The following is a 24,573-nucleotide window of genomic DNA, read 5'->3' as shown; positions in this document are numbered from 1 at the left end:
AAGTGGCTCGCTTTTTTGTGTTTAGTAAAGATGCATTTGAACGCTTTAACAGAGGGAATAGCCCATATGGTCAAACGCTTTTAGAACAGAGTTTCAATTACAACTCACTTGGTACTCTGGAAGAGTTAAGGTTATTTAACCTCTGAGCGGTAGTTTGGATCTGTCCAGCATCGAGGTAACTCTTCACCTGACATAAACACCAGTTCGGACTTTTTAAACATCTCAGGGTCTTGCTGTTCTTCGCCAGCTTGAAACCGACCTTCGATACTGTCCTGAAATAAGTTGGTTAATTTGGTCATTTCAGTAACATCTACGAGGTCACCGCTTTTTTTCTCTTTTAGAAACATCTTATTTACCCTCAATCTAATCGATCACCCCTAATTATAATTGTTATTTTGAAAATGAGAGTCTTTTCAATTTCGCCACTCCTTGACTAAGCAGACCTCAGAGCTACGCTTATGATCATCGACAGATCAATCGATCAACAAACTCATCCTCAATAAATAAATAAATGGAGTCGCGATGTCATCTGCCCACATTGCAAACAATCTCAGTGAACTCATCGGCGATACCGATCTTGTTAGAATCAATAGTCTTTCAGAGATATCAGGTTGTGAGATTCTTATTAAGTGCGAACACCAGAACCCGGGTGGTTCGATTAAAGATAGAGCGGCACTTCAGTTGGTTATGGATGCAGTAGAAGCCGGTAAGCTTAAGCCGGGAATGACAATCGTTGAAGGTACCGCAGGAAATACGGGGATCGGCCTTGCTCTAGTCGCTAAATCCCTTGGTTACAAAATGTTGGTGGTGATGCCAAAAGGGCAGGCACAAGAGAAAGAGCGCATGATCTCGCTTTATAATGCTGAACGGTTATTGGTCGACCCTTGTCCTTTTGCAAACCCTGAACATTTTTACCACACGGCTAAGCGGATTGGTGTCGAAAATGAGAATTATTGGTGGGCAGATCAGTTTGAAAATCTCAGTAATTATCGAGCGCACTATTTAAATACTGGACCGGAAATTTGGCAGCAAACCCAAGGGAAAATTGATGCTCTAGTTTCAGTGGTGGGGACTGGAGGAACCATTGCCGGAAACTCACACTATCTATCTGAGCAGCAACCCAACCTCGAAACTTGGTTAGTTGACCCAAATGGGTCCGGCATTTATTCGTTTCTACGTAATGGACACTATCAATCAACGGGAAGTTCGTTCACGGAAGGCATAGGGATCATGCGAACGGTTGAAAATTTCAGGCAAGCAAAAATCAATCGTGCCATCACGCTGCCCGATCAGGATTTGGTGACGATATCCCGCCTTGTTGCGGAGCATGACGGTATTCTTCTAGGAAGCAGTTCGTCATTGAACGTAGCAGGTGCGCTATACGCTGCGGCTAGAATGGGGAAAGGGAAAACCATCGTTACATTTAGCTGTGACCTTGCTGAGCGCTCGTATTCGAAGCTGCACAACGAAGCGTTTCTGAAAGAAAAAGAGATACAGCTTAATAAAGAAAACCTTTCTCAACTATGGGCACGTTACCAAGCAGAAGATGGCAGCATGGTCGTCAACGTATAGTCGTTCTCAGTGAATACTAGCCAGTGGGATGCCTGCTCTTTCGTTAGCGATGGACATCCGTTAGCGCTAAACATCCGGTTATAGCCGTTATCACCAAACCCGGCACTATTGCTTGTTATTAGGGTAGTGAATCACATTATGAAATACGGCATTTCCTTCACCGATATTTTTGTAGCCATGGTTCTGGTTAGCATTAAAGCGAACGGCTTGCCCTGCTCGTAACGTATGCCACTCACCATCAAACATCACGGCCATCTCTCCTGAAATACATAAGATGTGCTCAGTGACGCCTGCGTTATGTGGGGCGGATTTATGTTGGTAATCGGGGGCTAGGGTGAGTTCGAATATTTCAAACCCTAGTGCTTCCTCAAAAGGAAACAACAAACTGACGAAAAAACCAATGTTGTATTCCTCATGCCTTAGTTCGCTTGCATCTCTGAATAAACTCGTCAGTTCACTGTTTGGGCTAGCCGCGATAAAGCTCGAAAGTGACACCTCGAACCCAGAAGCTATCTGCCAGAGCTTAGCGACTGTCGGGCTTGATTCTCCACGTTCAATTTGTCCTAACATTGCTTTACTCACGCCTGTTGCTTTCGCTGTTTTGTCTAAGCTCCAGCCTTTTTCTTGGCGAAGGCGTTTCAAGTTAACGCCGACTTTAATTTCTGTTTGCATATTTTCTCTACAAGTTTTTCAAAAATTAGTTGTGCGTTATAGCGCACGAGTGCTAAGTTCAGTCTATAGACGTTATAACGCACGAAGGAATAAATTAACATGACTAAGCTAAAATTTTCTCACGTCAGTACCGGCTTTATCGCTGTTTTCATTGGTTATGCGAGCGCCGCGGCGATCATTTTCCAAGCGGCAATGAGTGCTGGAGCAACCGAAGAACAAGTGGCGTCATGGTTTTGGGCGTTGGGAATTGGCATGGGCGTAACCACGATACTGCTCTCGTTTCACTACAAGAAGCCAGTGGTTACAGCGTGGTCGACGCCTGGAGCTGCGTTGTTAATCACGTCTCTTGAAGGGCTGACAATGAATCAGGCCGTGGCCGTGTTTTTGTTCAGTTCGATGTTGATCACGTTAGTTGGATTAGCGGGGATATTTGAGAAAGTCCTAAAACAGATTCCAACATCGATTGCCTCTGCGATGCTCGCGGGGATTCTATTGCAATTCGGCTTAGGTTTATTCACGTCGTTAATGGAAGAGGTACAAGTCGTAGCTGTCATGCTCACAGTATTTATTCTGGCGAAAGCGCGGTTAGGAAATTTACTGATCCCAAGCATTTTCATCATCGCATTGGTCATGTGTGTGGGGTTTGGCAAACTCGATGTTAGTCAGGTGACTATGGGATTAACGACCCCAGTGTTTATCACGCCCGATTTTGAGTTCTTTTCGTTGTTCAGCGTGGGAATTCCATTATTTATAGTGACGATGGCTTCACAGAACTTACCGGGATTTGCGGTTCTAAAAGCGAACGGATACCAAGTCGATTCATCGAAGATCATTACCACCACAGGGGTGACAGGTTTGATCTTCGCACCGTTTGGTGGTTTTGCGTATAACCTTGCAGCGATTACGGGCGCTATTTGCATGGGCCCGAATGCGGATAGTAATCGAAAGACACGTTATATGGCGGGGATCTGTATGGGCGGGTTTTACTTGCTAGCTGGCGTTATGGGGATGTCATTTGTGTCGCTGTTTAGCGCTGTGCCCTCCGAGATTGTCATTGCGGTTGCTGGCTTAGCGGTGATGCCGACCTTGATGAATTGCCTTGCGGTATCAATGGCAGACAGTCATTACAGAGAACCCGCACTGCTTACTTTCTTATCCACTGCTTCTGGTACTAATTTACTGGGAATCGGCAGTGCATTTTGGGGTCTGTGTATTGGGTTGTTTTGTTGCTGGTTACACAATTACAAAGCTAAGTCGGGTGGAGAAAGCAAGGCTTCGCAAACTTCGTCGTAATGAGATGATGTCCCTAGTGAACGAGGCCTTAAATTTATCAGTAGTCATCATGGTGCTTTGTACTTGGTACAAATATTCAGTTCGAACCAGCCTTAGGTTGTGATTGAGATAGTATTTTGCTACAAAACGCGCATAATCTTGCTATACAACACTTAACGAAGAAATTACCTATGACTACCTTTCAATACTACTTCCACCAACTGCCTTGCTTCGACTGTAAAAAAACAACAGTAAGTACTGATCTTGGTTGGTTAACGCCTGCGATGAAAGAGGATGCTCTCGCTCAACTGACAGCGACTCTTGCGCAAGGTGAGATTACACCAGATCTTTCAGCAAACGTGGTCTGTACTAAAGAGGAAGCTCGTGAGTACCTATTGCTTAACTTCTTCGGTTATTCAGAAGAAGAGCTAGCAAGCGAAATTGAAGCGGATGATGAGAAAGAAGTCGCGGATGAAATCGCAGAGCTACTGGAAGAAGGCGAAGACACCATCACCTTCGAACATGAAATTGCTCTTCAGTGCTGTGCAGGTTGTGACGTTGTTGAAGACGAGTCAAACTAAACTCTTGTATTAAGGTTATTAAACCAAGTACTTGTAATAAAGTCAGTATGTTCATCATACCCATATGATGTTCAAATGATTAAAGGCGTTAGCGAATTGAAGTTCGCTAACGCCTTTTTTGTATCTCTACTTCTTATCTCTAAGCTGCATTAGATCCTATGATATTTTGCTTTCTATAATGCCTTTTTCGCTAAGTTGCGAAAGGATCTCTGCGGTCTTCTCTCTGAATAAATCTCTCAGTAGACGCACAGTAGGGGTGATGGATTGACGACTTGGGCATACTAACCACAACTCTGTAGGTGTTGGTTTAAATTCAGGAATGACTTTAACCACTTCGCCTGAAAGCAGATGAGGAGACATGTCTAGACAAGATTTTATTGCCACTCCTTTACCCGCGATACACCAACGTCTTACAAGGTCAGCGTCGTTCGAGGCGCGGTTCCCTTTTAGTTTCACTTTATGATCTTGAGTGCCATCGTTGAATATCCACTCGTCTTGCAATATGTCATGAAGTTGGTAGAGCAAACCATTGTGTTGAGTTAAGTCACTCGGGCGTTTTGGTGTTCCCATTTCAGCCAAGTATTCAGGGGCCGCACACAATATTCTGGGTACATCGCAGATTTTAAAGCCATACATGTTGGCATCAGTCGGGGAGCCATAACGCAACGCCATATCAACAGAATCACGGTAAAAATCGATATTGCTATCGCTGATGCTAGTACGTAGTGCGGCGTTAGGGTATTCCAGTAAAAACTCATCAAGCCAAGGTGTGATTAGATTTCGTCCTAGATCAGAAGAAAGCGCGATGCGAATTTCACCGTCAACAATACCAAGCTCTTCTCGCATGTTGAGCTTCGCTTGCTCCAACATTTTTAAGGCTTGTTCACACTCAGGTAAATAGCGTTCGCCTGCTGAAGAGAGCCTTAGGTGGCGTGTGGTCCTGACAAACAATTCAGCGCCTAACGCGGCCTCAACACGTTTCACGGCAGCGCTTGCGGTGGCAGTGCGCATATCAAGGTTGGTGGCTGCAGCGGTGATACTGCGAAACTCCGCCACTTTCAAAATGACCTGTAAGTCTTCAAGAAGCATGTTATCTACCTGTATTGAATTATATTCTAAACATGGGGTTGGGATATTTCCCGATCACAATCTGCAAATGGGTCATCTCTACTTATCGCTTCTAAGTTAGCTTCAAACACTTAATTGTCAAAATTAATTTGATAATAATTTAAATGTGAGGCTGTTTTTCATTAGTAATTTTCTCACTATCATTTCCCCTATCGACAACGTAGCGCAGTACACACCGTATGGACGAAGCCTACGATCTAGGGGGATAAGATGACTAAGACAATCACAATGGGTGTAACGGATTTGTCGTTCCACCGTACGGCCGCTTCATTGGTTGCCAATGTATTGAAAACCATGGGGTTTGAGGTAGAGCGCATTTTCTCTCCACATCAGGAGAACTTTGAAAAGCTGAAGACAGGCCAAGTGGATATGCTTTCTTCTGCGTGGCTGCCATCAAGTCACGGCATCTACAAAGCGGGCGTTGAAGAAGTTGAGCCGCTTATCGAGCTTGGGCTTCATTATGAACCTTATGCCTTGTGGGGCGTACCAGACTATGTGCCTGAAGAGGCGGTTTCTGAAGTCTCTGATTTATTAAAAGCCGAAGTGATCGAGAAAATGAACTCGACCATCCAGGGTATCAACCCCGGTGCTGGTATCACACGCTTCTCTATCCAGATGATGAAAGACTATGGCCTGAGCGATGCTGGTTACCAGTTCTTTCCTGGCAGTGAAGACGGTTGTTTCAGAGCCTTTGAAAGTGCAGTGGCAAACAAAGAGTGGGTGGTAGTGCCATTGTGGAAACCTCAGTTTTTGCACCATCGTTACGATATTCGAGAACTTAAAGAGCCTAAAGGCTTACTCGGAATCGTTGACAGAGCGGTACTGCTTTTAAGAGATGACAAGAAGCACTTGTTTAACGAAGAGCAGATTCAGAAGTTGGATTCCCTACGCTTCTCGAATGACATTATCGCAGAGCTGGATTACAAAGTTTGCCGTGAAGGTAAACCACAAGATCAAGTCACACATGATTGGTTGATTGAGAAAGGCCTGATTTAACCTCTCAGTCTTTGGCAATGCAGTTAGATGTCTGCATTACCCAGATAGCGGTAACACCATTATCAAAAATTATTTGAGAATTATTCAAATATTAGGCGGTTTATCTAGAGTGAGAATTGACTAAGATTAACTCGTCTAATTCAAGGAGAAAGCACAATGTCAGTACCATCAAAAATGAAAGCTATCGGATTTACTCAATCACTTGCGATTACAGAGCAAGACAGTTTATTTGAGTTTGAAACGAGTCTGCCAGAACTAAAAAATAATGACTTGCTGGTAAAAGTGAGCGCGACTTCTATTAACCCTGCTGACGCAAAAATTCGTATTCGTAGTGCCAAGGATAAAACACTCGAACAACCTAAAGTGTTGGGTTATGACGCAGTCGGTGAAGTTGTTGGCAAAGGTGCTGACGTTGAAGGCTTCGAAGTCGGTGACCGTGTGTACTATGCGGGTGACGTAACACGTATGGGGGCTAACGCAGAATTCCAAGCTGTGGACTACCGTATTACCGCTAAAGCGCCGAAGAGTCTTTCAGATGAAGCTGCAGCCGTTATGCCACTAGCAACACTTACCGCTTGGGAAGCATTGTTCGACCGCTTGCGTGTTCGCCCTGAAGAGAAAAAATCTATCCTGATCATTGGTGGAGCAGGCGGTGTAGGTTCAATTACAATTCAACTGGCTAAGCAACTGACCAACCTAAATGTTATCGCAACAGCTTCAAGACCTGAAACTGAACAGTGGGTAAGAGATATGGGGGCGGACTATGTGGTGAACCACCGTAACCTTGTCGAGTCTGTGCGAGAGCAAGGCATTCAACATGTCGACTACATCTTCAATGTTGCTGATACAAAAGGGCACTGGGATGCGATGGTTGAGCTGATTGCACCACAAGGCCTGATCAGTTCGATTGTAGAGTTCGATGGCGGGATTGACTTATCAGCGCTGCAAGGCAAATCAGCAGGCTTTATTTGGGAACTGATGTTTACACGTTCACTGTTCAACACCTACGATATCCAGAAGCAGCAAGACATCCTATTCCAAGCCGCGAATCTGATTGATGCGGGTCGTATTAAATCGACGCTGACCACGACCTTAAATGGCTTTAATGTGGACACAATTAAAGATGCACACCAACGTATTGAAAGCAGTGCCTCGATTGGTAAAACAGCCATCAAATACTAATCGCTGATGTTTTAATCCGCCGTTGTTTCGAATCGTTGACGGTTTAAATAGAAGAAGCCCTTAATATCTTGTTGTTAGTCAAAAAGGTATCAAGGGCTTTTGTTTGTTTGCGGTTTAATCAGCTTCTGGTGATGGGATAGGTTGCAATGTTTTGAAGTGAAGCTGTATTAGGTCTAGCTCAAAAAGCGAGGGCTGTTTGTCTGCAATTAAAAATCCGATTTGTTTGATGTCTCGTGCCTTAAGTTCCGGCGCATCGCTCAGTAGCCTACCTCTGAATACCGCTTGAAAATCATTTAAGTGGAACGCCTTGCTAAACTGCAGTCCCTTAATGGTATCGAAATCGTGTTTGTATTGAACTCGATTGCCATCCTTCGATGTTGTTAATCTCAGTTGGTAGGTGCGACCATCACCAACGAATACTAGCTCTGCACTATCTATTTTATGGGCAGGTGATTCAATGGAGCGCTTTATGGAACTGAAACCACCATTGTTTTCTAACGATAGCTCGCCCCTAAATCGACTCATATTATCAACATAAATGAGCTCACCTGTTGAGATGCCGCCCATTACATCGTCGTTGGTCACTGTCCAGTTTTGATGCTCACTCGCTTGTGTAAAGTCGATCATGATTGTTCCTATTGCCTCAGCCTTAAGACCTAACGAATGTAGGCAGAGTAGAAGGAATAAAGGTGTGGTTAACCTAAGGAGTAACCGCGTTTTACAATGGGTTCCGTTCATCTTTTTCTCCACTCTTTCCCCGTAGGCTATGCGTTGTTTACTCGATAGCGATGGTTCACTTATGAAGAAGGCTCAGTTTCAAGCATAGTTAAACAACGATTGATGAAGTCTTCATAGTTTGACGCCTTGTCGTATTCGATCTTCAATGAGCCGTGGAACATCAGGGTTACCGTAACGTCTCTGTAGCTCAACCAACAGGTGTAACCATCGTAATCGTGCCACGCTACCATCTCGTCCAACTGATATTTGCTATCCAATTGCTTGCCCGAGGAGCGAATGCAGTCGAACACTCTGAGAAACTCTAAAATGGTGATTCTGTTGTCCATGTACCACTCCCGCTGCGCAGTCGATGAAAAATGCTAAGTGCTTGTATTTGAATTAACTACGGTTTGGTTCTACATTGCGATCACTGTGGGGAGTCGAGTGTTCAATCACCTTAGCTGTTTGGCAAAAGGGTTACGATAAACATAAGAAAGGCGTTAGCAGACCTGAGTTTGCTAACGCCTTTTTAATTTAGCGCCTTTAGTTAACTCTATGGCGTTTTGACTCAACCCGTAAGTTAGAAATCATAGAGCACTGGAGAGCTTTAGAAGTAATGAAACACCGGAGGTTCATGCATTAAAAAGTTTTGATGCGATATATTCCATGCGTAAGCGCCTGCTAGAGTGAACACCACATAGTCACCGATATCGACCTGCTCGATATGTTGATTTCGTGCCAGAACATCTTTTGGCGTACAAAGCTGTCCAACCAACGTGGCTGTGGCATGGTTTATCGGATGTGAAATCGTGGGTTGCTGATTACTTTTCACGATTGCAAAAGGGTGGTCATGGCTTTGCGCTGCCGGAGTACGGAAATGATGCGTGCCACCACGGGCAATCACAAAATGCTCGCCAAGATTTTGTTTAATATCCAAGACCTCCATTACGTAATAGCCACAAGGTGCAGAGATGTAGCGGCCACATTCAAAACGCAGCTTCCAATCTTGTAAATGTTCCTTGGAAATCAGGAACTCCAATTTGTCGCAAAACTCCATCCAAGGAAAATGTTGTTTAGGGTTTTGGTAATTGATCCCCATGCCACCACCGAGGTTGATGATCAACTCATCGAGTGAGAACGTTTTTTTCCACTCTTTGACCACTTGGAAATAGCGTTGCATCAAGGCGAGGTGGCGATCAACGTCGAGTTGATGTGACATCAAATGGAAGTGAAAGCCTTTCAACTTGATTAAGGGGAAATCGCGTAGGTACATCAGCGCGTTGTTTAACTCACTTTCATCTAAACCAAATGGGGTGGGCTTTCCGCCCATGGCTAATTTGCTAAGTGTGATGTCTCCAATGTCGATGTTCATACGCAGGAAGATCGAAGCAGGCCGATTCAATTTTTGTGTTAAAAGACCAATGCGTTGTAACTCAGTGAGGCTCTCTACATGAATCGCATCAACATCGAGTTCAATTGCTTGCTCCAGTTCACTGGGCATTTTCCCCGGGCCACCAAAGATCAGTGGTTTATTGAGTTGTTGCTGGTGGAGGTGTGTAAGCTCTCCGCCTGATGCAGCTTCGAAGCCGTCAACATAAGGAGCTAAAGTTCGCAGTATCGGCGCTGAAGGATTCGCTTTCGCCGCGTAAAATAGCTCTACGTTTTTTGGCAATACATGTCGCATCTGCTTAATGTGCTGCTCCAATGCATCGAGATCATAAAGATAAGCACATAATGGCTGCGTTTGTTGCTTGGCCAATTGCTGGATTTCTTGATGGATAGAGGCTGAAAGTTGAGGAGAATTAAGCATGGTGAACTCCTTTTGAATGAGTTGGCCACGGTGCTACAACTTGGGTGTAACCGGACTCTTTATCGGCGTTTTGCATCAAACGCGTTGTGAAGTTGTTTTTGCTTGGGAAATGACCATCGTTTAACAATGCCATTAGCTCAGGTTGCTGACCATTGATCGACTGCCAGCGGACGATAGCGTCTTTTAAAGTTCCCCATAACGAGCTCTCAAGTGCCGAATTACCCTCAGCGATAAAGAAAATGGCCTCACTGATATTGTTTATGAAGGTGCAATAGCCAATACGGTTCCAACCTTGCTCACGACTGTAGTACACCGATTGACGAGCACGTTCTGAAAGTTGCTGAAGTGTTTCTGATGGCCAAAACTCTTGTAGTAGCTTGGTACCTTCTAAGTCTCGAATCCATACACAGCAAGGCATGCCTTTTTCAAATCCAATCAACGTATTTTGTAAGTGCGGTTCAAACGCAACCCCATGTTTGAAGTAGTAGTTAAAGACGCCCGGAATCAAACAATGCAGATAACGCTCAAACCACAGTGTGGCGACATTTTCATATTGGCTTTGGGTTGTTTGCGCTTTTTGTTTGAGCTGAGTGGCGATGCAACTGTTCCCGTCTGTATCGTAAGCAAAGAGGGCTCCCGCTAACGTTGGTTGCAAAATATCGGTTTCGCTTAAGGTGAAATTCTCTCGATACAAAATACCAAACGACTCGCGAGCTTTAATAACATCAGTTTGTTCCTGCTCGGCAACCGACTCTAGATCCAATGTGGTCGCGTAAGGTTCAGTCATTACCTTGAATACTGGATTACGTAACTGTTCGCTTTCTTTGATTGGATGCAGAATCGAGGTTAATTGAACGGCACTATCGAGCTCATACCATGCGTTTTTACGTACGCAGTTGGTTAAACGTACATTGATAGAGAACTTAGCAAACCAATCCATATCTGGGTGGTACAGAGTGCGCACGGATGAAGTGGGTAAGAGTTTTTCACCACCTAATCCAAGCGGGATGATTCTGCCTTGTTCAATGGCCGTTTTGACCACTGGGTTTTGCAAAAGTGTGTAACTTTCCCAAGGGTGGCAAGGGTAAAGCATGGTAGCTGCTGAATTGTTTTCATCAGGTGCAAGTTGTTCAAGCATGGTAGTTGGTGAGGTACGGTCATCTGAACTCAAGACATCGAGCAACGTGGTGTCGACCTTAAACCAATAGAGAGGAACTTTAGCGCCAACCTCAGGGGAACACGCGAGCAGATCATCGATACTGACACCTGATCGACTCTTTGGCGTTGGATGAAAAGTATGTCCCCAAAGTAACGATTGCTCTGATGCGATAAACGCATTGTGATGCTGAGGTGAGTTGTCTGAGTTTAGGAACTGCTCGGTAATCAACAAACTGTTTTCCATTTGCTCGACTAACTCGTGATTGAATGGAATCGTCAGCATTTCTTTTAGGTAACTGAGTAGAAGCTTCAGGGTTTGAGTTGCGTCCAATTTGCACCAAGCTGCACCAGGCATTTTGGCCCAAGGTGTATCACTGAGCTTCACTTTCCCCAGTTTACTGGTGTACTCAACGGGTAAAACCATCAGACCATTTTTCTGAGGTTGATCTTGGTGAGGTAGGTGAATGGCCACGCGTTGGTGAGCGTTGTAGTTTCTTTTCAAAGTTTGAGGAAGAGAGGCCGAACTGTAGCGCCAATTAACCTGCTTCTTTGGTATCGCGTATTCACGTAGGTAACAGTTCACCACGCCCATGATGGTATTGAGTTGGGCTTTTTCTCGGTTTAGCAGTACTTTTTTACGACTTTGAAGAACTTGGTCTTCAGCGTAATGTTCACTTGGAGATAATTGAGTCTGTAACATGTTGATGTCCAAATTTTGAATGGATGATCAGCGCGATAGCCGCAATGCCACTGACCAACATAGAAAGTATGAAAGGAACCTCAAGCCAGCCCAGGCTTGATATAAAAGAAGCGCTCAATCCAGCCGCAACGCCACCCCATTTAGACATAGCATCAAAGCGCGAAAATACTTTGCCGCTTTGTCGTCGATCAATTTGGTTTGCTAACGCTTGATGCAAGCCGTGATAACAGCAAACCATGCCAAGTCCGAAAACAATACGAGCAATAATCAACACTTCTTGATAAGGAGTGAGATGCATTGCTGCACTGAGTGAAAGCAAACCAAAGCCTAGCCATAAAGTACGCTGTGTTTGATTGCGTTCAAGCTGGTGGCGATCAACCCATTCTGAGAACAGATGAACTTTTCCTGCAAAGATCAGATAAACACCATGTGGGAGGGCATATAAAAAACCAATCCATGCTTGGCTTGTCACGCCATATTGCTGCACATAAGGCGAGAAATAGGGGAACGTGACGACCATGGCGAAAGCAAAGCTGAACTGCGCGCCAAACACCCAATAAAGCGTATTTAACGAATTGATTTGGCTGCTTTGAGCTTTATTCGACGACTGATTTTTTACAATTCCCTTCGATTTCGCTAAGTCATCGATGGGTAATGTTAAGGTGATCAATAGCGCGAATAGCGGCAAAGCGGACAGCCACAGATACGCGTTCAGCGGGTTTGTTTCTGATAAGCTCCAGCCAAGCCCTATCGGAGCAATAATTAGCGCCAGACGAGCAGAAAGCTGAGTTTTATTGAGTGACTTACCGAGTGATTTTGCATCCTTGATTTGGCTGGATAAGTAGCTGTTTGAGGCGGCCATGGTGCCACCAAAGGTTCCTTGAACGATAAGACCAAACACAAACATTGAGAGATTATCGGCTAAGCCACACAGCGCGAAGCCTGCTGCAAGCCCGAGTTGAGCACGTAATAGAGAGCGACGTCTGCCATATTTATCAGCAAACTGCCCCCAAAAGCGCGCCGCAACGGCAGTGCAAAAGGTCGGCAAAATGAACAGTACCCCCGCCCAATCCGAAGTAATGTTTGCATCCAGTGTTGGCAATACCATTGGTAAAAACAGCGGCATGCCTAGGGCTGAAAACGCGGCGATAAAGTGGCTTAAAAGCACGCAATATATGAGTTTGGTCATGATGGGTTAACTCACGCTCTGCTTGATGTCTTCAAGGTAAGCGTGTTGTGCTTCTTCGCTGGTTAGCAATAAAAAGTTCGGTGCCGACAAGCCATAGAACTTATTGATATCGCTTGCGCCAGACGCCTCTTTAGACAATAAGCTACCCGAGCTCAATAGATACTTAGCGTATAGGTTAGGTGATTCAAACAACATCTCGTTTGCGAGCTTGGTGTTGTGTCCTTGTTCATCCAACTGGTTAAGTTGTTGGGAGAGGCTATTGGCGACCATTTCATACAGATAAGCTGAAGTGGCGATTCCTTTCGTCGCCATTGCTTCCACAATCGCGGCAATGTCTAACTGCAAAGTAATCGTGGTAAACATCTGACCAAGAGCAAGCTCGTTATCTACAGTGATACGTTGATCTAAAAGGTGATCGCATTTTACGGGCGATTGTTGCTCAAACGTTTGGAAACGCTCTGGCCAAATACGCGCTGCATCGTTGTCTTTCATGGCTAAGGTCATCTTGCCTTGCTCATCGAATGCAATGATGGCGTTTTGTTGGTTAGACTCCAAAGCGATACCGTAACGAATCCACAATGTAAGGTGCACTTTGCAAAGCAGATCAACGTAATCTTTAAACCAAGTCAGTGTATCTTGCTGATAATACTGTTCGGCGAGGTGTTCCAAGAACAAGCGTCCATCAGGTATTGGGCTGGCAAGGGCAGCAACAGGTACTAGTGCTTTGTCTTGGAAGTAACTCTGCGGGTATTCGCGCACAATGTAAGCAAAGGTTTTATCGTCTCCAACATGGCCGCCATGTTTCTCATAACAATGGAAAAACGTGCCATGTAAGTCTTTATCTGTTTGCTCTAAGTGCGTCAACAAACGTTCAAACCAATGCCCATCATAGAGCGTAGATGGTTTGATTAGGCGAATGTTTTTAGTACCCAAAGATCGCATGATCAGCGGCACCTTGATATGGACCTGTGGCGCTGTGTTCACGACCACAGTCCGCACTGACAGGGTTGGAGTTACCTCAAGATACGCAACCGGTGCTTCAATGACACCGTCAGGAATGCCATCAAGACTTCTTAGTGTTAATGGGTGTGCGGGGAATAGCTCATGGCTAAGAGCAAAATCGTCGGGCAGACCCACTTGCTCCATCGTTGGCCAACATTCTGGTTGTGGACTGGTCAATGTAACGAGTGACTTCTCGATTGCGAGCCAACGAAGTTCAAAGCTTTGTGCAAATTCTGGCGCGAATTGCTCTAGGTCGTGATCGCTTAAACCGAACTTAGCACGTGCTGTCGGGTAGTAAGGGTGGTCAAGATAGGATGCGATTTGATCGGCACGTAATAGCTTTTTCTCCCAACGTTCTAGTTGAGAAATCGGTTGCATGAGTGATTCGGATTGCTGACTGAAGGCGCTGTCACACAATCCTTTGTGTTTTTCTGCGCATTCGAGTTCTTGCAAATAACCATCTAATAACGAATGCGAGCTTTCGTGAGCACTTGCTTTCAATAATTCAATCCAATCTTGATAGTACTGCTGGCTTTCAACGACACCATTTCTCTCGATGAACCAACCATCACCTTCCGAGCCATCTGGTTGGCCGTATACCCAACGCTGCATGTAATAGCTGGGAGTAACGGGCAGGTAGAGTGTAAAGTCTAAACCCGTAAAAATAGCCCAAATTTGATTACGAGGATAAGAAGATAACTTGAGTGCACTCGGGAGCTGAGACTCAAATTGGCTTTGAGAAACTAATCCAAACAAATCTTCACGCAAGCAAGTATCGACTAGTCGTTGAGTGAGGTATAACGCGTTTTTATTCATGCTGTTACCTCGTTTGTTGCTGTTAGATTGAAGCGAGAGATTGCCTGTTGTAGTGCGGGTTCTAGATTTTGACCAGAAGGAGAAACGACCGAAATTCGCGCTAAGTAATCCTTGTTGGAGAAACTTTGTTGGAACGTATCACCAACCTTTTTAAGGACTTGCTGCTGAGTGACAATATCGCCCTCTTGGTGAATGAAAGAGGTTGATGACCCTTCAATTAAACCGCTTTGTTTGGCCACTAAATAGTGCACATGGGCGCTGCCATCAATACGAAATGTAGGATCAAGCTTGTGACCCAAGTGAAGATTTAAGATGGTATTGAACCAATTCCCGCCACTGAGGTTATTAAGCAAAAACTCCCGGCCATCACCAATACTTCGATAGTTGATTTCGACCAGTACAGGCCCTGAATCTGTGATGATGAACTCGCTATGACAGACACTAAACCCCACCCCGAATTCTTTAAGCTGACGTATACATTCATCACGGTAGTGAACGCTGTTAACACCATTCCAACTCGCAGCTGTTTCGATGAAGTAGGGTGGTGCTGAGAGCTCTACATCAAACCCACCAAGCGCGACCAAATGATCCCCGTCGCCAATGGTTTCGACAGTAATCAGTGGGCCTTGCAAAAACGCCTCAACCAAGATGGGAGTAGTAGGGTGCCTTTGCCAAAAGGTATCGCAATAGTTATCCAGCTCAGCCGCAGAATCGCAGCGCTGCACGTCTAAACTAGCCACGCCTTCCTTGGGCTTCGCAACGACAGGAAAATCGAAATCGAATACAGGAGCGCTCTCTCGACTTAACAAAACACTTAGAGTATTAGGTAACGATTTTTCGTTGAGAACCTGACGAGTTAAGTATTTGTTTTTCGCCTTAATCGTCACGTTCCAATCTTTAGCGGGTAAACCAAAGAACTGTGCACAGATTGCAGTGGAAGTTTGTAGGTGGTCGCTATTACTGAAAACAGCATGAGGTGCTAGATTTTTCTCGGTGATGATTTCGATGAGTTCAAGAGGGTTGAAGACATCGCATTCTAAAATTTCATCGGGATTAAAGCGTTCATCATCACTGCTCAATTTCAGGTGATTGAGCTTGTGATCTGTGATCAAAACGACGTGAAGACCCATCGCCTTTGCGGTAGGTACGAAGCCGTGAGTGACTGCATCATTCACGACGTGACTTACGATAATAATCGTAGATTTCATGGGGCTTTCCTAATTTTAAAACGTTGTTGTCGCCTGCTCACAACTCGCTTTCAAGTGCTCTCTTTCGGGGTTAAAAGAAAGAGAATTTTTCTATCTTATTGTTTTTATTGATTCTTATGTCATTAGTAGTGTTGCATATTGCAAAGCAAATATAGATCAAAAAATATATATTGCAAATATAAATGATATTTGTTCTTATTCGCAATATTGTTATTTTATAAACTAAAACGGAATTAGAAAATGAACATGAGATTGACCTTGTCCCCTCTTGCTTTGGCAATTGGCGGAGCCTTGGCGGCGGTGGCTGGTGTGTCAACTGCAGTGGCGGAAGAACAAGCCACAGTAGATGAAACAGTGCAAATTATTGGCCATCAATACGAAGGTTATGCAGAGCATATGCCTCAGTCAGGAACCAAAACGGATGTCGAGTGGTTAGATGTGCCACAAGCGGTATCGGTTGTTACAAAGACAGAAATGGAAGACCGTGGCGCGGTACGTTTAGTGGATGCACTTGATGGTGTCGCAGGGGTTAACAATACCCTGGGTGAGGGAAGCCGAGACCAATTTGTGATTCGTGGTTTTGATGCACTCAACGATATCTACCGTGATGGTATGCGTGATGACGGGACTATGCAATCGTACCGAAGCCTAGCGAATGTCGAACGTGTCGAAGTGGTAAAAGGCCCTGCGGGCGCACTTTATGGCCGAGGCTCCGCGGGCGGTATCATTAACTTGGTCACCAAGCGAGCTAACGGTGATAACTTCACCAACGTAAATGGCAGTGTTGGCAGCAACAATTTGTTTGTTGGTCAAGTTGATAGTTCGATGGCGTTTACTGACAAGGTCAGTGGTCGTATCAACGTGGAAAGTCGACAGTCTGATTCCTATGTAGACCATGTCGAATCTAATGATTTCTTTATTGCGCCAACAATTCGAGTGATGCCTTCTGATGGACACATTATTGATCTCGATGTCGAATATGCTCACCAAGAGTTGGTGCCATATCGTGGTGTTCCATCAAAGAATGGTAAGCCTGTCGACGTCTCTGAAAGCACGTTTTACGGTGGCACGAACGATTATCAAGAGTCGGACAGCATTCGTGTTGGCGTTAATTATGAATGGCTTTTGAATAGCGAATGGGCATGGACAAACCGCGCAGCATACAACCATATCGAACTTGAGCAAAAGGGTACACGCCAAGGGACGGTAACTGGGAATGGAGTATCTCAGAGTGTAAATAACCTCGGTTACGACCCTCGTACCACGACGACTCTTCAATCTGAGCTAGTTTGGGAAACGGATTCGAACCAAATGATGATCGGTGCGGATTATAATCAGATCAATATCGACCTAATGCTCGCAAGAGATGAAACCTTACCTCCGAAAGATATCTATAACCCTGTAGCAGGCCCAACGCCTGATCCGGGGTTTAAACCTTCCCGTGATAACACCACAACGACGACAGGTGTTTACATTCAAGACGTTTACACCTTTGGTGATCTTTCAGTGATCGGTAACGTGCGTTACGACTCGATGGAGCTTGAACAGCAAAAAGCGGGCTCAGCAAATGAGAATCTAGACGATGACAAAGTGAGCTACCGTGGTGGTTTGGTCTACCGTCTCAACAATGATATGTCAGTGTATGCGAGTTTAGCTCGTTCATGGCAACTGCCTTACTCGGGTATCTATATCAATCCTAAATTGGCTGAATTTTTCCATACCGATCTAAAAGAAGTGGGTGCAAAAGCTTACTTACTCGATAACGCCTTGATGCTGAATGCCGCAATCTTCCAAATTGATCAAGAACAACCTGAAACCAATATAGACGGAGACGTTGTTAACAAGATCGAAGCTCGTCACCAAGGTATTGAGCTAGAAGCTCGCGGTCAGTTTACAGAGCAATGGGACATTTCTGTGGGCTACAGCTATTTAGACGCGGAGAACAAAGAGACAGGCAAAAAGCCAAACGATGTGTCTGATCATTTGTTCTCTCTTTGGAGCACTTATCAGCTAGACGATAACTGGCGTTTAGGTGGTGGCGTGAAATACGTAGGTGACCGTTACGCGGGTAATGATGAAGCGGTAGCTCTGGGTGACTACACCACGGTTGACTTGATGGCAGCGTACACCACGGGTCGTCACAAAGTTCAAGCGAACGCTTACAACGTGCTTAATGAGAAATACATTCTGGGTGCAACCAACGGCACGTCTGGTACTAACCAGATTGGTTACGGAGCGCCAGCCGAATTTATGCTCAGCTATGGCTATCAGTTTTAAAAGTTAATTCAATTCTAAGAGCGAATTCAGCTCTAGGAGCTAGTTCATTTCAAAGAGCTATTTCAACTCTAAAAACGATTGTTTTGTTCACTACGAATTAGTGAAAAGTTGGCCTTATTTTGAGGCCGTTTAGCCCATAGGATCAAAGCGCCGATATAACCGAAAACACGGCCTTTGATCCTAACCTGCCTACTTAGGAGATTTTCATGCCTTACCAGAATTTGGATGGTAAACCCTGTACTCAACCACATAAAAAGTTGCGTCTAAGTGCCCTTGCAATGGCCATCGCTTCAGTGACTTCCATGAGCGCGTTGGCTGCATCTGACCCACAAACGACAACCATGGAAACGGTTGTCGTGACGGGCAGCTTGATCGGTAATTCAGAGCTTGAGGATGTGAAAGAGTATCCGGGAGCTCGTACTGTTCTGACTAATGAACAAATTAAAAAGACTGGCGCACTCTCGATTGATTCGGCCTTCCAAAGTGTACCGGGCATTAAGGTTCAAGACGAAACGGGCACCGGTGTTTTACCTAACATCTCAGTGCGTGGTTTGAAAGCGAGTCGCAGTGGGCACGCTCAATTCCTAATGGATGGTGTTCCTCTAACACTGGCGCCGTATGGTCACACAGGACAATCAATTTTCCCTGCAACGCTGTCGATGCTTGATCGTATTGATATTGTGCGAGGCGGTGCAGCGGTTCAGTACGGACCAAACAACGTCGGTGGTGTGATCAACTTGGTGACCAAGCCGATCCCACATAAGTGGCAAACGGAAATCAGTAATCGCTTTACTGTATTCGAGGATGGCGATACGCCGCTCAACGACTTTTACCTGCGAACGGGTGGTTGGTTAACCGATACGCTGGCACTTCAAGTCGAGGGGAACTTCTTAAAAGGTGAGAGCTTCCGTGAACACTCCGACACGGATGTAAAAAACTTCCAAGCGAAATTGCAATGGTTACTGAGCGATACTCAAGAGTTACAAGCTTTCGTTCAACGTTATGATGCCGACACCCAAATGCCGGGCGCTTTATCGCCAGATGATTACGAAAAAGATCGTACTCAGTCGAAGCGCCCATACGATGAATATCAAGGCACTTCAACGCGTTGGAGCCTGAAGTATTTACATGACTTGAATATTGCAGATAGCGCCGAATTAGAAATACTGACGTTTGGCCACCGTTCTGAGCGTTTCTTCCAATGGGGCTTTAACAGCGCTGGCGGTCACTGGGCGGACCCGGCATTACCATCAACCGATATTCGTACGTCACCACGTGAATTTGCTGTTTATGGTGTTGAACCTAAACTCGCGATGTACTTTGACGGAAATACCGTAACGCAAAACGTGATTGTTGGGGCACGCTACGTCAACGAAGATATCGATTACAAGCTCACTCAAACATCAATTTCTACTGGAGTAACAACAACGCCGCGCGATTGGCATTTGGATACCGACGCTTTCGCAGGCTATATCAGCAATGAAATTGGCTTGTTTAATGATGTACTGAAAGTGACGCCTGGTATTCGTTACGAATCAATAGACATGGCATTTAATGATTTGGGCAAAGCGGAGAATACCGACAACAAAGTGACTGAGTGGTTGCCGGGCTTAACTGTGGCATACCATCTTACGGAACAATGGGTTGGTTACACTAATGCACAGAAATCTTTACGTGCACCACAAATTGCTTACATTCGAGGCAAGGGTGAAGAGGGCAGCGAGCTAGCATGGAACTACGAGTTGGGCGCTCGCTACAACCAAGATTCAACCAGCTTTAACGTCGCATTTTACCGCATTGATTTTGAAGATCAGCTGCAATGGCAAAGTGCTACTCAAACTTTCGACAATATTGGTAAAACCCTTCATCAAGGTGTTGAACTCTCTGGTCGTTATATTCCTCAAGCGATGCAAGCTCTGAGTTTGGGCGCTGGCTATAACTACTTAGATGCAACGTTAGAGGAAGAGGGCGCAAACAAAGGTAATCAACTTCCTTATACGTCTAAACATCAATTTAGCTGGGATGCGACTTACGCGTTTAGCAAGGTAGATACGACTTTATCTGGTTACTACTTTAGCGAATCTTATTCTGACAATGCGAATACAAGTGCCGAAGATGCAACGGGCGCGACAGGTAAAGTGCCTGCCTACATGGTCTGGAACTTCAACCTAGGTTCGGATTTGTACAAAGATGAAAACAGTAAGCTGCGCATGAACTTTGCGGTGAACAACCTGTTTGATGAGGACTATTACTTCCGCGGTATTGATACCAGCCCGGTTGGTCGTTATCCAGCACCGGGACGTTCTTACACTTTGGATCTGAATTATCAGTTCTAATACGTAATTTATTGAAAGTAATAACGAATAAAAGTCGCCAATACTCTTGGCGGCTTTCACGGTTCTAGCGTTTAAGGAAAATTAAATATGGAAAACAGCTCCCGACTCTTGTTTTCGAATCCATTGCAGCTGTCGAACGGACTGCTGTCATTTAATCGGCCGTTTTTATTCAGCAGGATAGCGATAACCTTAGCTTTGCTGATTTTAAGCTTGTTCTCATTCTCCAGTTCAGCACAAACCAGGGTCATACAAGACGAGCAGGGTCAGTTTGAGATAGCGACTACCCCGCAACGTATTGTGGTGTTGGAGTTTTCATTTGTAGATGCACTCGCTGCGGTGGGTGTTGCTCCTGTTGGTGTTGCTGATGACAATGATGCTTCGCGAGTGATTCCGGCGGTACGCGAATTGGTTCAACCATGGGAATCGGTTGGCATGCGTTCTCAGCCTAGCCTAGAAGCCATTGCGGTATTAAAGCCTGATCTAATCATTGCCGATGCAGAGCGTCATCGTACGGTCTATCAAGATCTACAACGCATCGCACCAACTCTGCTGCTCAAAAGCCGTGGTGAGACTTACCAAGAGAATTTGGAGTCTGCGCACAAGATTGGCATCGCTCTCGACAAGCAATCGTCAATGGAACAACGAATTCAACAACATCAACACGCCATGGCTGAATTTAAAAGTCATTTCTCGCTCAAACAAACCGTCCAATTCGCTGTCGTGTCGGATAAAGGTATGTGGTTACATAGCCCTGCATCTTACGCAGGGGGCGTGCTGACCACATTAGGCATTGCGAGCCCAATTGTGAAACCAACAGAGAAAGCATATTTACCAACCAGCTTTGAGTTGTTGTTGAAAACCAATCCGGATTGGTTGCTCCTTGGCGCTTACTCTCATCCTAATATTGTTGATGATTGGCAGAAAAACCCGTTATTCAATGTACTAACCTCCGCAAAAAGTCAGCAAGTTGTAGAAGTGTCACCAGCACTTTGGTCACTGAATCGAGGCATGTTAGCGGCAGAACAAATGGCGAAAAATCTTGAGCAGATCTTGGAACCATCATGAGTACGATGTTGTTCTCTAAAAGTAAGCGATTCTGGCCAATATTGTCGTGGCGAGTCACGTTATTTACCGGATTAGTGTCGTGTTTGGCACTTTCTGGTTACGCGGCCTCTATGACCGGGTGGTCTAATTTCTCTTTAACATTGAGTGACTTGATTCACTACTGGTTTGCGTTTGATGAAAGCAACATGACTCATCAAATATTGGCGACGCTAAGAGCGCCAAGAGCTTATGCAGGGCTATTGATTGGTGCGAGTTTGGCCGTCGCTGGGTTATTGATGCAAGGTTTGACGCGCAATCCACTGGCGTCTCCGTCGATTCTTGGCATTAACGCTGGCGCAGCCTGTTTTATGGCGTTAGCTGCAATAGGTATACCTGTGGTTAGCGAGCTAAACCCTATCCTTAATGCGGTTCTTGGTGCGTTGCTAAGCGGCGGTGCTGTGATGCTTCTGGGCGGCTTTTTCTCCGCACGTTCTCATCCGTTACGTTTGGTTCTAGCAGGTATCGCTATTACTGCGTTATTGCTCGGACTGACACGAGCAGCGCTGATTCTTGCTGACGACATGGCTTATAGCGTCTTGCATTGGCTTACTGGCTCACTGTCTAGTGTGGATGATGGGCAATGGCAACAGCTTTGGCCGCCTGTAGTGATTGGTTTGGTGTTGGCAATGAGTCTTGCTCGCAATCTCAACTTACTGGCACTTGGCGAAGAGGTAGCCGTGGGGTTGGGCAGTAACATCAGGTTTACCCGCCTCGTGAGTGGACTGACGATCGTGTTGCTTGCCGGAGCAAGCGTCGCTATCGCAGGGCCAATTGGTTTTGTTGGATTGTTAGTGCCTCATTTGGTTCGACCTATGGTTGGGCACAATTACCATTTACTGATTCCTATTTCAGCATTGGCAGGCGCAGCATTAGTGTCTTGGTCAGATGCGCTGTCGCGAGCGATTGCTTTCCCGACTGAAACACCCGTTGGTGTTATTACTGCTTTGCTCGGGACACCTTGTTTTATTTTGATTGCGACGAGGAGATCTTAATGCATCATCACACTAAGATAGTTTTGTTATCAGGGATTCTCATATTAGTGGCATCTGCGGGTTTGTTTGTCGGCGCAGCGTCACTTTCTATTCCTCAAGTCACCGAACATTTGGTCGCGTTTTCCAGTGACGACTTTGTTATCCATCAGTATCGGTTACCACGTATGTTGCTCGCGATAAGCGTGGGCGCAGGGTTAGGGCTTTCTGGGGTATTAGTGCAAGGCGTGATACGTAATCCGTTAGCATCGCCTGACCTTATGGGTATTAGCGCTGGGGCAGGCCTTGCTGCGACAGCTAGTTTAGTTTGGTTTCCCAATGCACCAGTCAGTGTGCTTCCTGTTGTAGCGATGTTCGGTGGGGTATTGGCTGCAGGGCTGATTGCTGTATTGGCATGGTGGTCGAGGCCAACACCCGCCAAATTGGCGCTAATTGGTATTGCGGTGAGTGCGTTTCTGGCCAGTTGTATCGACTTCTTGCTGGTTACCAATCCGATCGAGATCAACACGGCCATGGTGTGGCTTACTGGCAGCCTTTGGGGGCGAAACTGGCAGCAAGTTCCCTTTATTTGGAGCGTACTGCTCTTGTTGTTACCTATGGCATTATGGCTTGCTTGGCGATTAGATGTGATGGGGCTTGGCGAGGAAAGTGCAACCACATTGGGCACTAAGCCAAAACAGATTCAGGCTCTCGCGTTATTGGCCGCTGTATTGCTTGCCAGTGTTAGCGTTTCTGTTGCTGGAACGATCAGTTTTGTGGGTTTATTGGCACCTCACTTAGCACGCTTGTTGTTTGGGCATAATCATAAATTATTAATCCCAGCATCTGCACTGGTTGGGGCGATTCTGGTTACCAGCGCTGATGGGTTAGCCAGAGGTCTACAGCCACCCATTGAATTGCCAGCAGGCGTTCTCACGTCTGTGATTGGCGCGCCATATTTCATCTTTCTTCTCTATCGTTATCGAGGTTGGTAACCATGCTTAAAACGCAGAATCTTTCCGTCGCGTACGGCAAACAAACGATCATACCGAACCTGTCTGTTTCTATCCCTAAGGGAAAAATTACCGCATTGATAGGACCTAACGGGTGCGGTAAATCCACCTTGTTAAAGACGTTAGTCAGAATTAACAAGCCAGTGGCTGGAGAGGTGTTGTTTGAAGACAAACCGCTATCAAGCTATGGCGATAAAGCGCTTGCTCGTTCGTTGTCACTTCTTCCGCAAATCTTGGTCAGCCCTGAGGGGATCACGGTAAGAAAGTTGGTCGAATATGGCCGTTCGCCTTATGTGTCTCATTGGGGGAGGCTAGGGCAGGACGATCAAATGATTGTCGAACAAGCTATGCGTGATACAGGTGTGCTTGAGTTTGCTGATAAGCCGGTTGAGTCTCTGTCTGGTGGGCAGCGTCAAAGAGCATGGATCGCGATGGTAATTGCACAAGATACGGATGTAGTGATGTTGGATGAACCGACCACATACCTTGATATGTCTCACCAAGTGGAATTAATGAACCTGATGCAACAGATGAATGCCAAAGGAAAAACGGTGGTTGTTGTGCTGCATGATCTTAACCAAGCTAGTCGTTACTGCGATCATTTAGTGGTTTTGGAAAAGGGATGCGTAATAGCAGAAGGCTCGCCTGATGAGGTGATGACCGAAACTATGCTCAGTAACGTGTTTGATCTCAAAGCGAGCGTGTTTCGTGACCCTATTTCAAATACGCCAATGTGTGTTGCTATTTAGGAGACTATCAGGCAGCTGGAAAGGATGGATACTTATTCCTTAATACCTTTGGTTTTTGGTAATAAGTATCCGGAAACTTTGTTCTTACTTATTTTCCATTCTCATGTATTATGCCTGCCCATA

Annotated in this window: 21 protein-coding genes; 11 read left to right on the top strand and 10 right to left on the bottom strand. The window is 45.5% G+C overall.

Going from position 1 to position 24,573, the window contains the following annotated elements; translation table 11 throughout:
• Nucleotides 1-131: 131 nt before the first annotated feature.
• On the bottom strand, nt 132-347 hold the full coding sequence (locus L3V35_RS02660) for a hypothetical protein (RefSeq protein WP_004731730.1): 216 nt from the start codon (nt 345-347) through the stop codon (nt 132-134).
• Between the two features lie 175 nt (nt 348-522).
• Between L3V35_RS02660 and L3V35_RS02655 the strand changes: the two genes are divergently transcribed.
• Nucleotides 523-1,572, top strand: a complete 1,050-nt coding sequence (locus L3V35_RS02655) for a cysteine synthase A (RefSeq protein WP_171308380.1) — start codon at nt 523-525, stop codon at nt 1,570-1,572.
• 105 nt (nt 1,573-1,677) lie between these two features.
• Here the strand turns inward: L3V35_RS02655 and L3V35_RS02650 are convergent, their stop codons facing one another.
• Complete coding sequence (locus L3V35_RS02650) at nt 1,678-2,244, bottom strand: XRE family transcriptional regulator (protein ID WP_171308381.1); 567 nt, start codon at nt 2,242-2,244, stop codon at nt 1,678-1,680.
• A gap of 99 nt (nt 2,245-2,343) precedes the next feature.
• Between L3V35_RS02650 and L3V35_RS02645 the strand changes: the two genes are divergently transcribed.
• Both L3V35_RS02645 and L3V35_RS02640 read left to right on the top strand, forming a co-directional pair.
• Nucleotides 2,344-3,537: a benzoate/H(+) symporter BenE family transporter gene (locus L3V35_RS02645; RefSeq protein ID WP_237298276.1), complete on the top strand. Its 1,194-nt coding sequence runs from the start codon at nt 2,344-2,346 to the stop codon at nt 3,535-3,537.
• Nucleotides 3,538-3,707: 170 nt separating this feature from the next.
• Complete coding sequence (locus tag L3V35_RS02640; protein WP_054545708.1) at nt 3,708-4,097, top strand: hypothetical protein; 390 nt, start codon at nt 3,708-3,710, stop codon at nt 4,095-4,097.
• A 156-nt stretch (nt 4,098-4,253) separates the two neighbouring features.
• Here the strand turns inward: L3V35_RS02640 and L3V35_RS02635 are convergent, their stop codons facing one another.
• On the bottom strand, nt 4,254-5,186 hold the full coding sequence (locus L3V35_RS02635; protein ID WP_114634917.1) for a LysR family transcriptional regulator: 933 nt from the start codon (nt 5,184-5,186) through the stop codon (nt 4,254-4,256).
• A gap of 267 nt (nt 5,187-5,453) precedes the next feature.
• Between L3V35_RS02635 and L3V35_RS02630 the strand changes: the two genes are divergently transcribed.
• Both L3V35_RS02630 and L3V35_RS02625 read left to right on the top strand, forming a co-directional pair.
• On the top strand, nt 5,454-6,221 hold the full coding sequence (locus L3V35_RS02630) for a glycine betaine ABC transporter substrate-binding protein (RefSeq protein WP_171308424.1): 768 nt from the start codon (nt 5,454-5,456) through the stop codon (nt 6,219-6,221).
• A gap of 156 nt (nt 6,222-6,377) precedes the next feature.
• The gene (locus tag L3V35_RS02625) at nt 6,378-7,403 is read left to right on the top strand and encodes a zinc-binding alcohol dehydrogenase family protein (protein WP_237298274.1); all 1,026 of its coding nucleotides are present in this window, start codon (nt 6,378-6,380) and stop codon (nt 7,401-7,403) included.
• A gap of 114 nt (nt 7,404-7,517) precedes the next feature.
• Here L3V35_RS02625 and L3V35_RS02620 read toward each other — a convergent pair whose 3' ends face one another.
• The 7 genes from L3V35_RS02620 to L3V35_RS02590 all read right to left on the bottom strand — a co-directional run bounded on the left by L3V35_RS02620 (nt 7,518) and on the right by L3V35_RS02590 (nt 16,003).
• Nucleotides 7,518-8,153 (bottom strand): CIA30 family protein, encoded by a 636-nt coding sequence (locus tag L3V35_RS02620; RefSeq protein ID WP_237298272.1) that lies wholly within the window; start codon nt 8,151-8,153, stop codon nt 7,518-7,520.
• Nucleotides 8,154-8,200: 47 nt separating this feature from the next.
• Nucleotides 8,201-8,467, bottom strand: a complete 267-nt coding sequence (locus tag L3V35_RS02615; protein ID WP_171308387.1) for a DUF3081 domain-containing protein — start codon at nt 8,465-8,467, stop codon at nt 8,201-8,203.
• Nucleotides 8,468-8,727: 260 nt separating this feature from the next.
• Nucleotides 8,728-9,930: a type III PLP-dependent enzyme gene (locus L3V35_RS02610; RefSeq protein ID WP_237298270.1), complete on the bottom strand. Its 1,203-nt coding sequence runs from the start codon at nt 9,928-9,930 to the stop codon at nt 8,728-8,730.
• Complete coding sequence (locus tag L3V35_RS02605; protein ID WP_237298268.1) at nt 9,923-11,788, bottom strand: IucA/IucC family protein; 1,866 nt, start codon at nt 11,786-11,788, stop codon at nt 9,923-9,925. Before L3V35_RS02605 ends, L3V35_RS02610 begins: the two co-directional genes overlap by 8 nt.
• On the bottom strand, nt 11,760-12,977 hold the full coding sequence (locus tag L3V35_RS02600; protein ID WP_237298266.1) for an MFS transporter: 1,218 nt from the start codon (nt 12,975-12,977) through the stop codon (nt 11,760-11,762). Before L3V35_RS02600 ends, L3V35_RS02605 begins: the two co-directional genes overlap by 29 nt.
• 6 nt (nt 12,978-12,983) lie before the next feature.
• Entirely contained in the window at nt 12,984-14,795 is a 1,812-nt protein-coding gene (locus L3V35_RS02595; protein ID WP_237298264.1) for an IucA/IucC family protein, read from the bottom strand.
• Nucleotides 14,792-16,003, bottom strand: a complete 1,212-nt coding sequence (locus L3V35_RS02590) for a hypothetical protein (protein ID WP_237298262.1) — start codon at nt 16,001-16,003, stop codon at nt 14,792-14,794. Before L3V35_RS02590 ends, L3V35_RS02595 begins: the two co-directional genes overlap by 4 nt.
• 240 nt (nt 16,004-16,243) lie before the next feature.
• Here L3V35_RS02590 and L3V35_RS02585 point away from each other — a divergent pair, with 240 nt between their 5' ends.
• From L3V35_RS02585 to fecE, 6 genes are all read left to right on the top strand, one after another.
• Entirely contained in the window at nt 16,244-18,280 is a 2,037-nt protein-coding gene (locus L3V35_RS02585; protein WP_237298260.1) for a TonB-dependent siderophore receptor, read from the top strand.
• 206 nt (nt 18,281-18,486) lie between these two features.
• Complete coding sequence (locus tag L3V35_RS02580) at nt 18,487-20,616, top strand: TonB-dependent siderophore receptor (protein ID WP_237298259.1); 2,130 nt, start codon at nt 18,487-18,489, stop codon at nt 20,614-20,616.
• Between the two features lie 87 nt (nt 20,617-20,703).
• A complete protein-coding gene (locus L3V35_RS02575) occupies nt 20,704-21,681 on the top strand; it encodes a Fe(3+) dicitrate ABC transporter substrate-binding protein (protein WP_237298258.1) in 978 nt (325 codons plus the stop codon).
• Nucleotides 21,678-22,712: an iron chelate uptake ABC transporter family permease subunit gene (locus L3V35_RS02570; protein WP_237298257.1), complete on the top strand. Its 1,035-nt coding sequence runs from the start codon at nt 21,678-21,680 to the stop codon at nt 22,710-22,712. Before L3V35_RS02575 ends, L3V35_RS02570 begins: the two co-directional genes overlap by 4 nt.
• Nucleotides 22,712-23,683, top strand: coding sequence for an iron chelate uptake ABC transporter family permease subunit (locus tag L3V35_RS02565; protein ID WP_237298256.1), 972 nt, complete (start codon nt 22,712-22,714; stop codon nt 23,681-23,683). The genes L3V35_RS02570 and L3V35_RS02565 overlap by 1 nt, the downstream gene beginning before the upstream one ends.
• Nucleotides 23,684-23,685: 2 nt before the next feature.
• Entirely contained in the window at nt 23,686-24,450 is a 765-nt protein-coding gene (gene fecE / locus L3V35_RS02560) for a Fe(3+) dicitrate ABC transporter ATP-binding protein FecE (RefSeq protein WP_237288733.1), read from the top strand.
• Nucleotides 24,451-24,573: the final 123 nt, after the last annotated feature.

It is taken from the genome of Vibrio sp. L5-1 (assembly GCF_021728315.1).
In the GTDB taxonomy this organism is placed as follows: domain Bacteria; phylum Pseudomonadota; class Gammaproteobacteria; order Enterobacterales; family Vibrionaceae; genus Vibrio; species Vibrio splendidus_K.
The sequence above is the reverse complement of the archived record's forward strand: the minus strand, read 5'-3'. Positions and strand labels throughout refer to the sequence as shown.

Coding starts and splice junctions, on each gene's coding strand:
- L3V35_RS02660 (WP_004731730.1), bottom strand. CDS start 347: ATGTTTCTAAAAGAGAAAAAAAGCGGTGACCTCGTAGATGTTACTGAA.
- L3V35_RS02655 (WP_171308380.1), top strand. CDS start 523: ATGTCATCTGCCCACATTGCAAACAATCTCAGTGAACTCATCGGCGAT.
- L3V35_RS02650 (WP_171308381.1), bottom strand. CDS start 2,244: ATGCAAACAGAAATTAAAGTCGGCGTTAACTTGAAACGCCTTCGCCAA.
- L3V35_RS02645 (WP_237298276.1), top strand. CDS start 2,344: ATGACTAAGCTAAAATTTTCTCACGTCAGTACCGGCTTTATCGCTGTT.
- L3V35_RS02640 (WP_054545708.1), top strand. CDS start 3,708: ATGACTACCTTTCAATACTACTTCCACCAACTGCCTTGCTTCGACTGT.
- L3V35_RS02635 (WP_114634917.1), bottom strand. CDS start 5,186: ATGCTTCTTGAAGACTTACAGGTCATTTTGAAAGTGGCGGAGTTTCGC.
- L3V35_RS02630 (WP_171308424.1), top strand. CDS start 5,454: ATGGGTGTAACGGATTTGTCGTTCCACCGTACGGCCGCTTCATTGGTT.
- L3V35_RS02625 (WP_237298274.1), top strand. CDS start 6,378: ATGTCAGTACCATCAAAAATGAAAGCTATCGGATTTACTCAATCACTT.
- L3V35_RS02615 (WP_171308387.1), bottom strand. CDS start 8,467: ATGGACAACAGAATCACCATTTTAGAGTTTCTCAGAGTGTTCGACTGC.
- L3V35_RS02610 (WP_237298270.1), bottom strand. CDS start 9,930: ATGCTTAATTCTCCTCAACTTTCAGCCTCTATCCATCAAGAAATCCAG.
- L3V35_RS02605 (WP_237298268.1), bottom strand. CDS start 11,788: ATGTTACAGACTCAATTATCTCCAAGTGAACATTACGCTGAAGACCAA.
- L3V35_RS02600 (WP_237298266.1), bottom strand. CDS start 12,977: ATGACCAAACTCATATATTGCGTGCTTTTAAGCCACTTTATCGCCGCG.
- L3V35_RS02595 (WP_237298264.1), bottom strand. CDS start 14,795: ATGAATAAAAACGCGTTATACCTCACTCAACGACTAGTCGATACTTGC.
- L3V35_RS02590 (WP_237298262.1), bottom strand. CDS start 16,003: ATGAAATCTACGATTATTATCGTAAGTCACGTCGTGAATGATGCAGTC.
- L3V35_RS02585 (WP_237298260.1), top strand. CDS start 16,244: ATGAACATGAGATTGACCTTGTCCCCTCTTGCTTTGGCAATTGGCGGA.
- L3V35_RS02580 (WP_237298259.1), top strand. CDS start 18,487: ATGCCTTACCAGAATTTGGATGGTAAACCCTGTACTCAACCACATAAA.
- L3V35_RS02575 (WP_237298258.1), top strand. CDS start 20,704: ATGGAAAACAGCTCCCGACTCTTGTTTTCGAATCCATTGCAGCTGTCG.
- L3V35_RS02570 (WP_237298257.1), top strand. CDS start 21,678: ATGAGTACGATGTTGTTCTCTAAAAGTAAGCGATTCTGGCCAATATTG.
- L3V35_RS02565 (WP_237298256.1), top strand. CDS start 22,712: ATGCATCATCACACTAAGATAGTTTTGTTATCAGGGATTCTCATATTA.
- fecE (WP_237288733.1), top strand. CDS start 23,686: ATGCTTAAAACGCAGAATCTTTCCGTCGCGTACGGCAAACAAACGATC.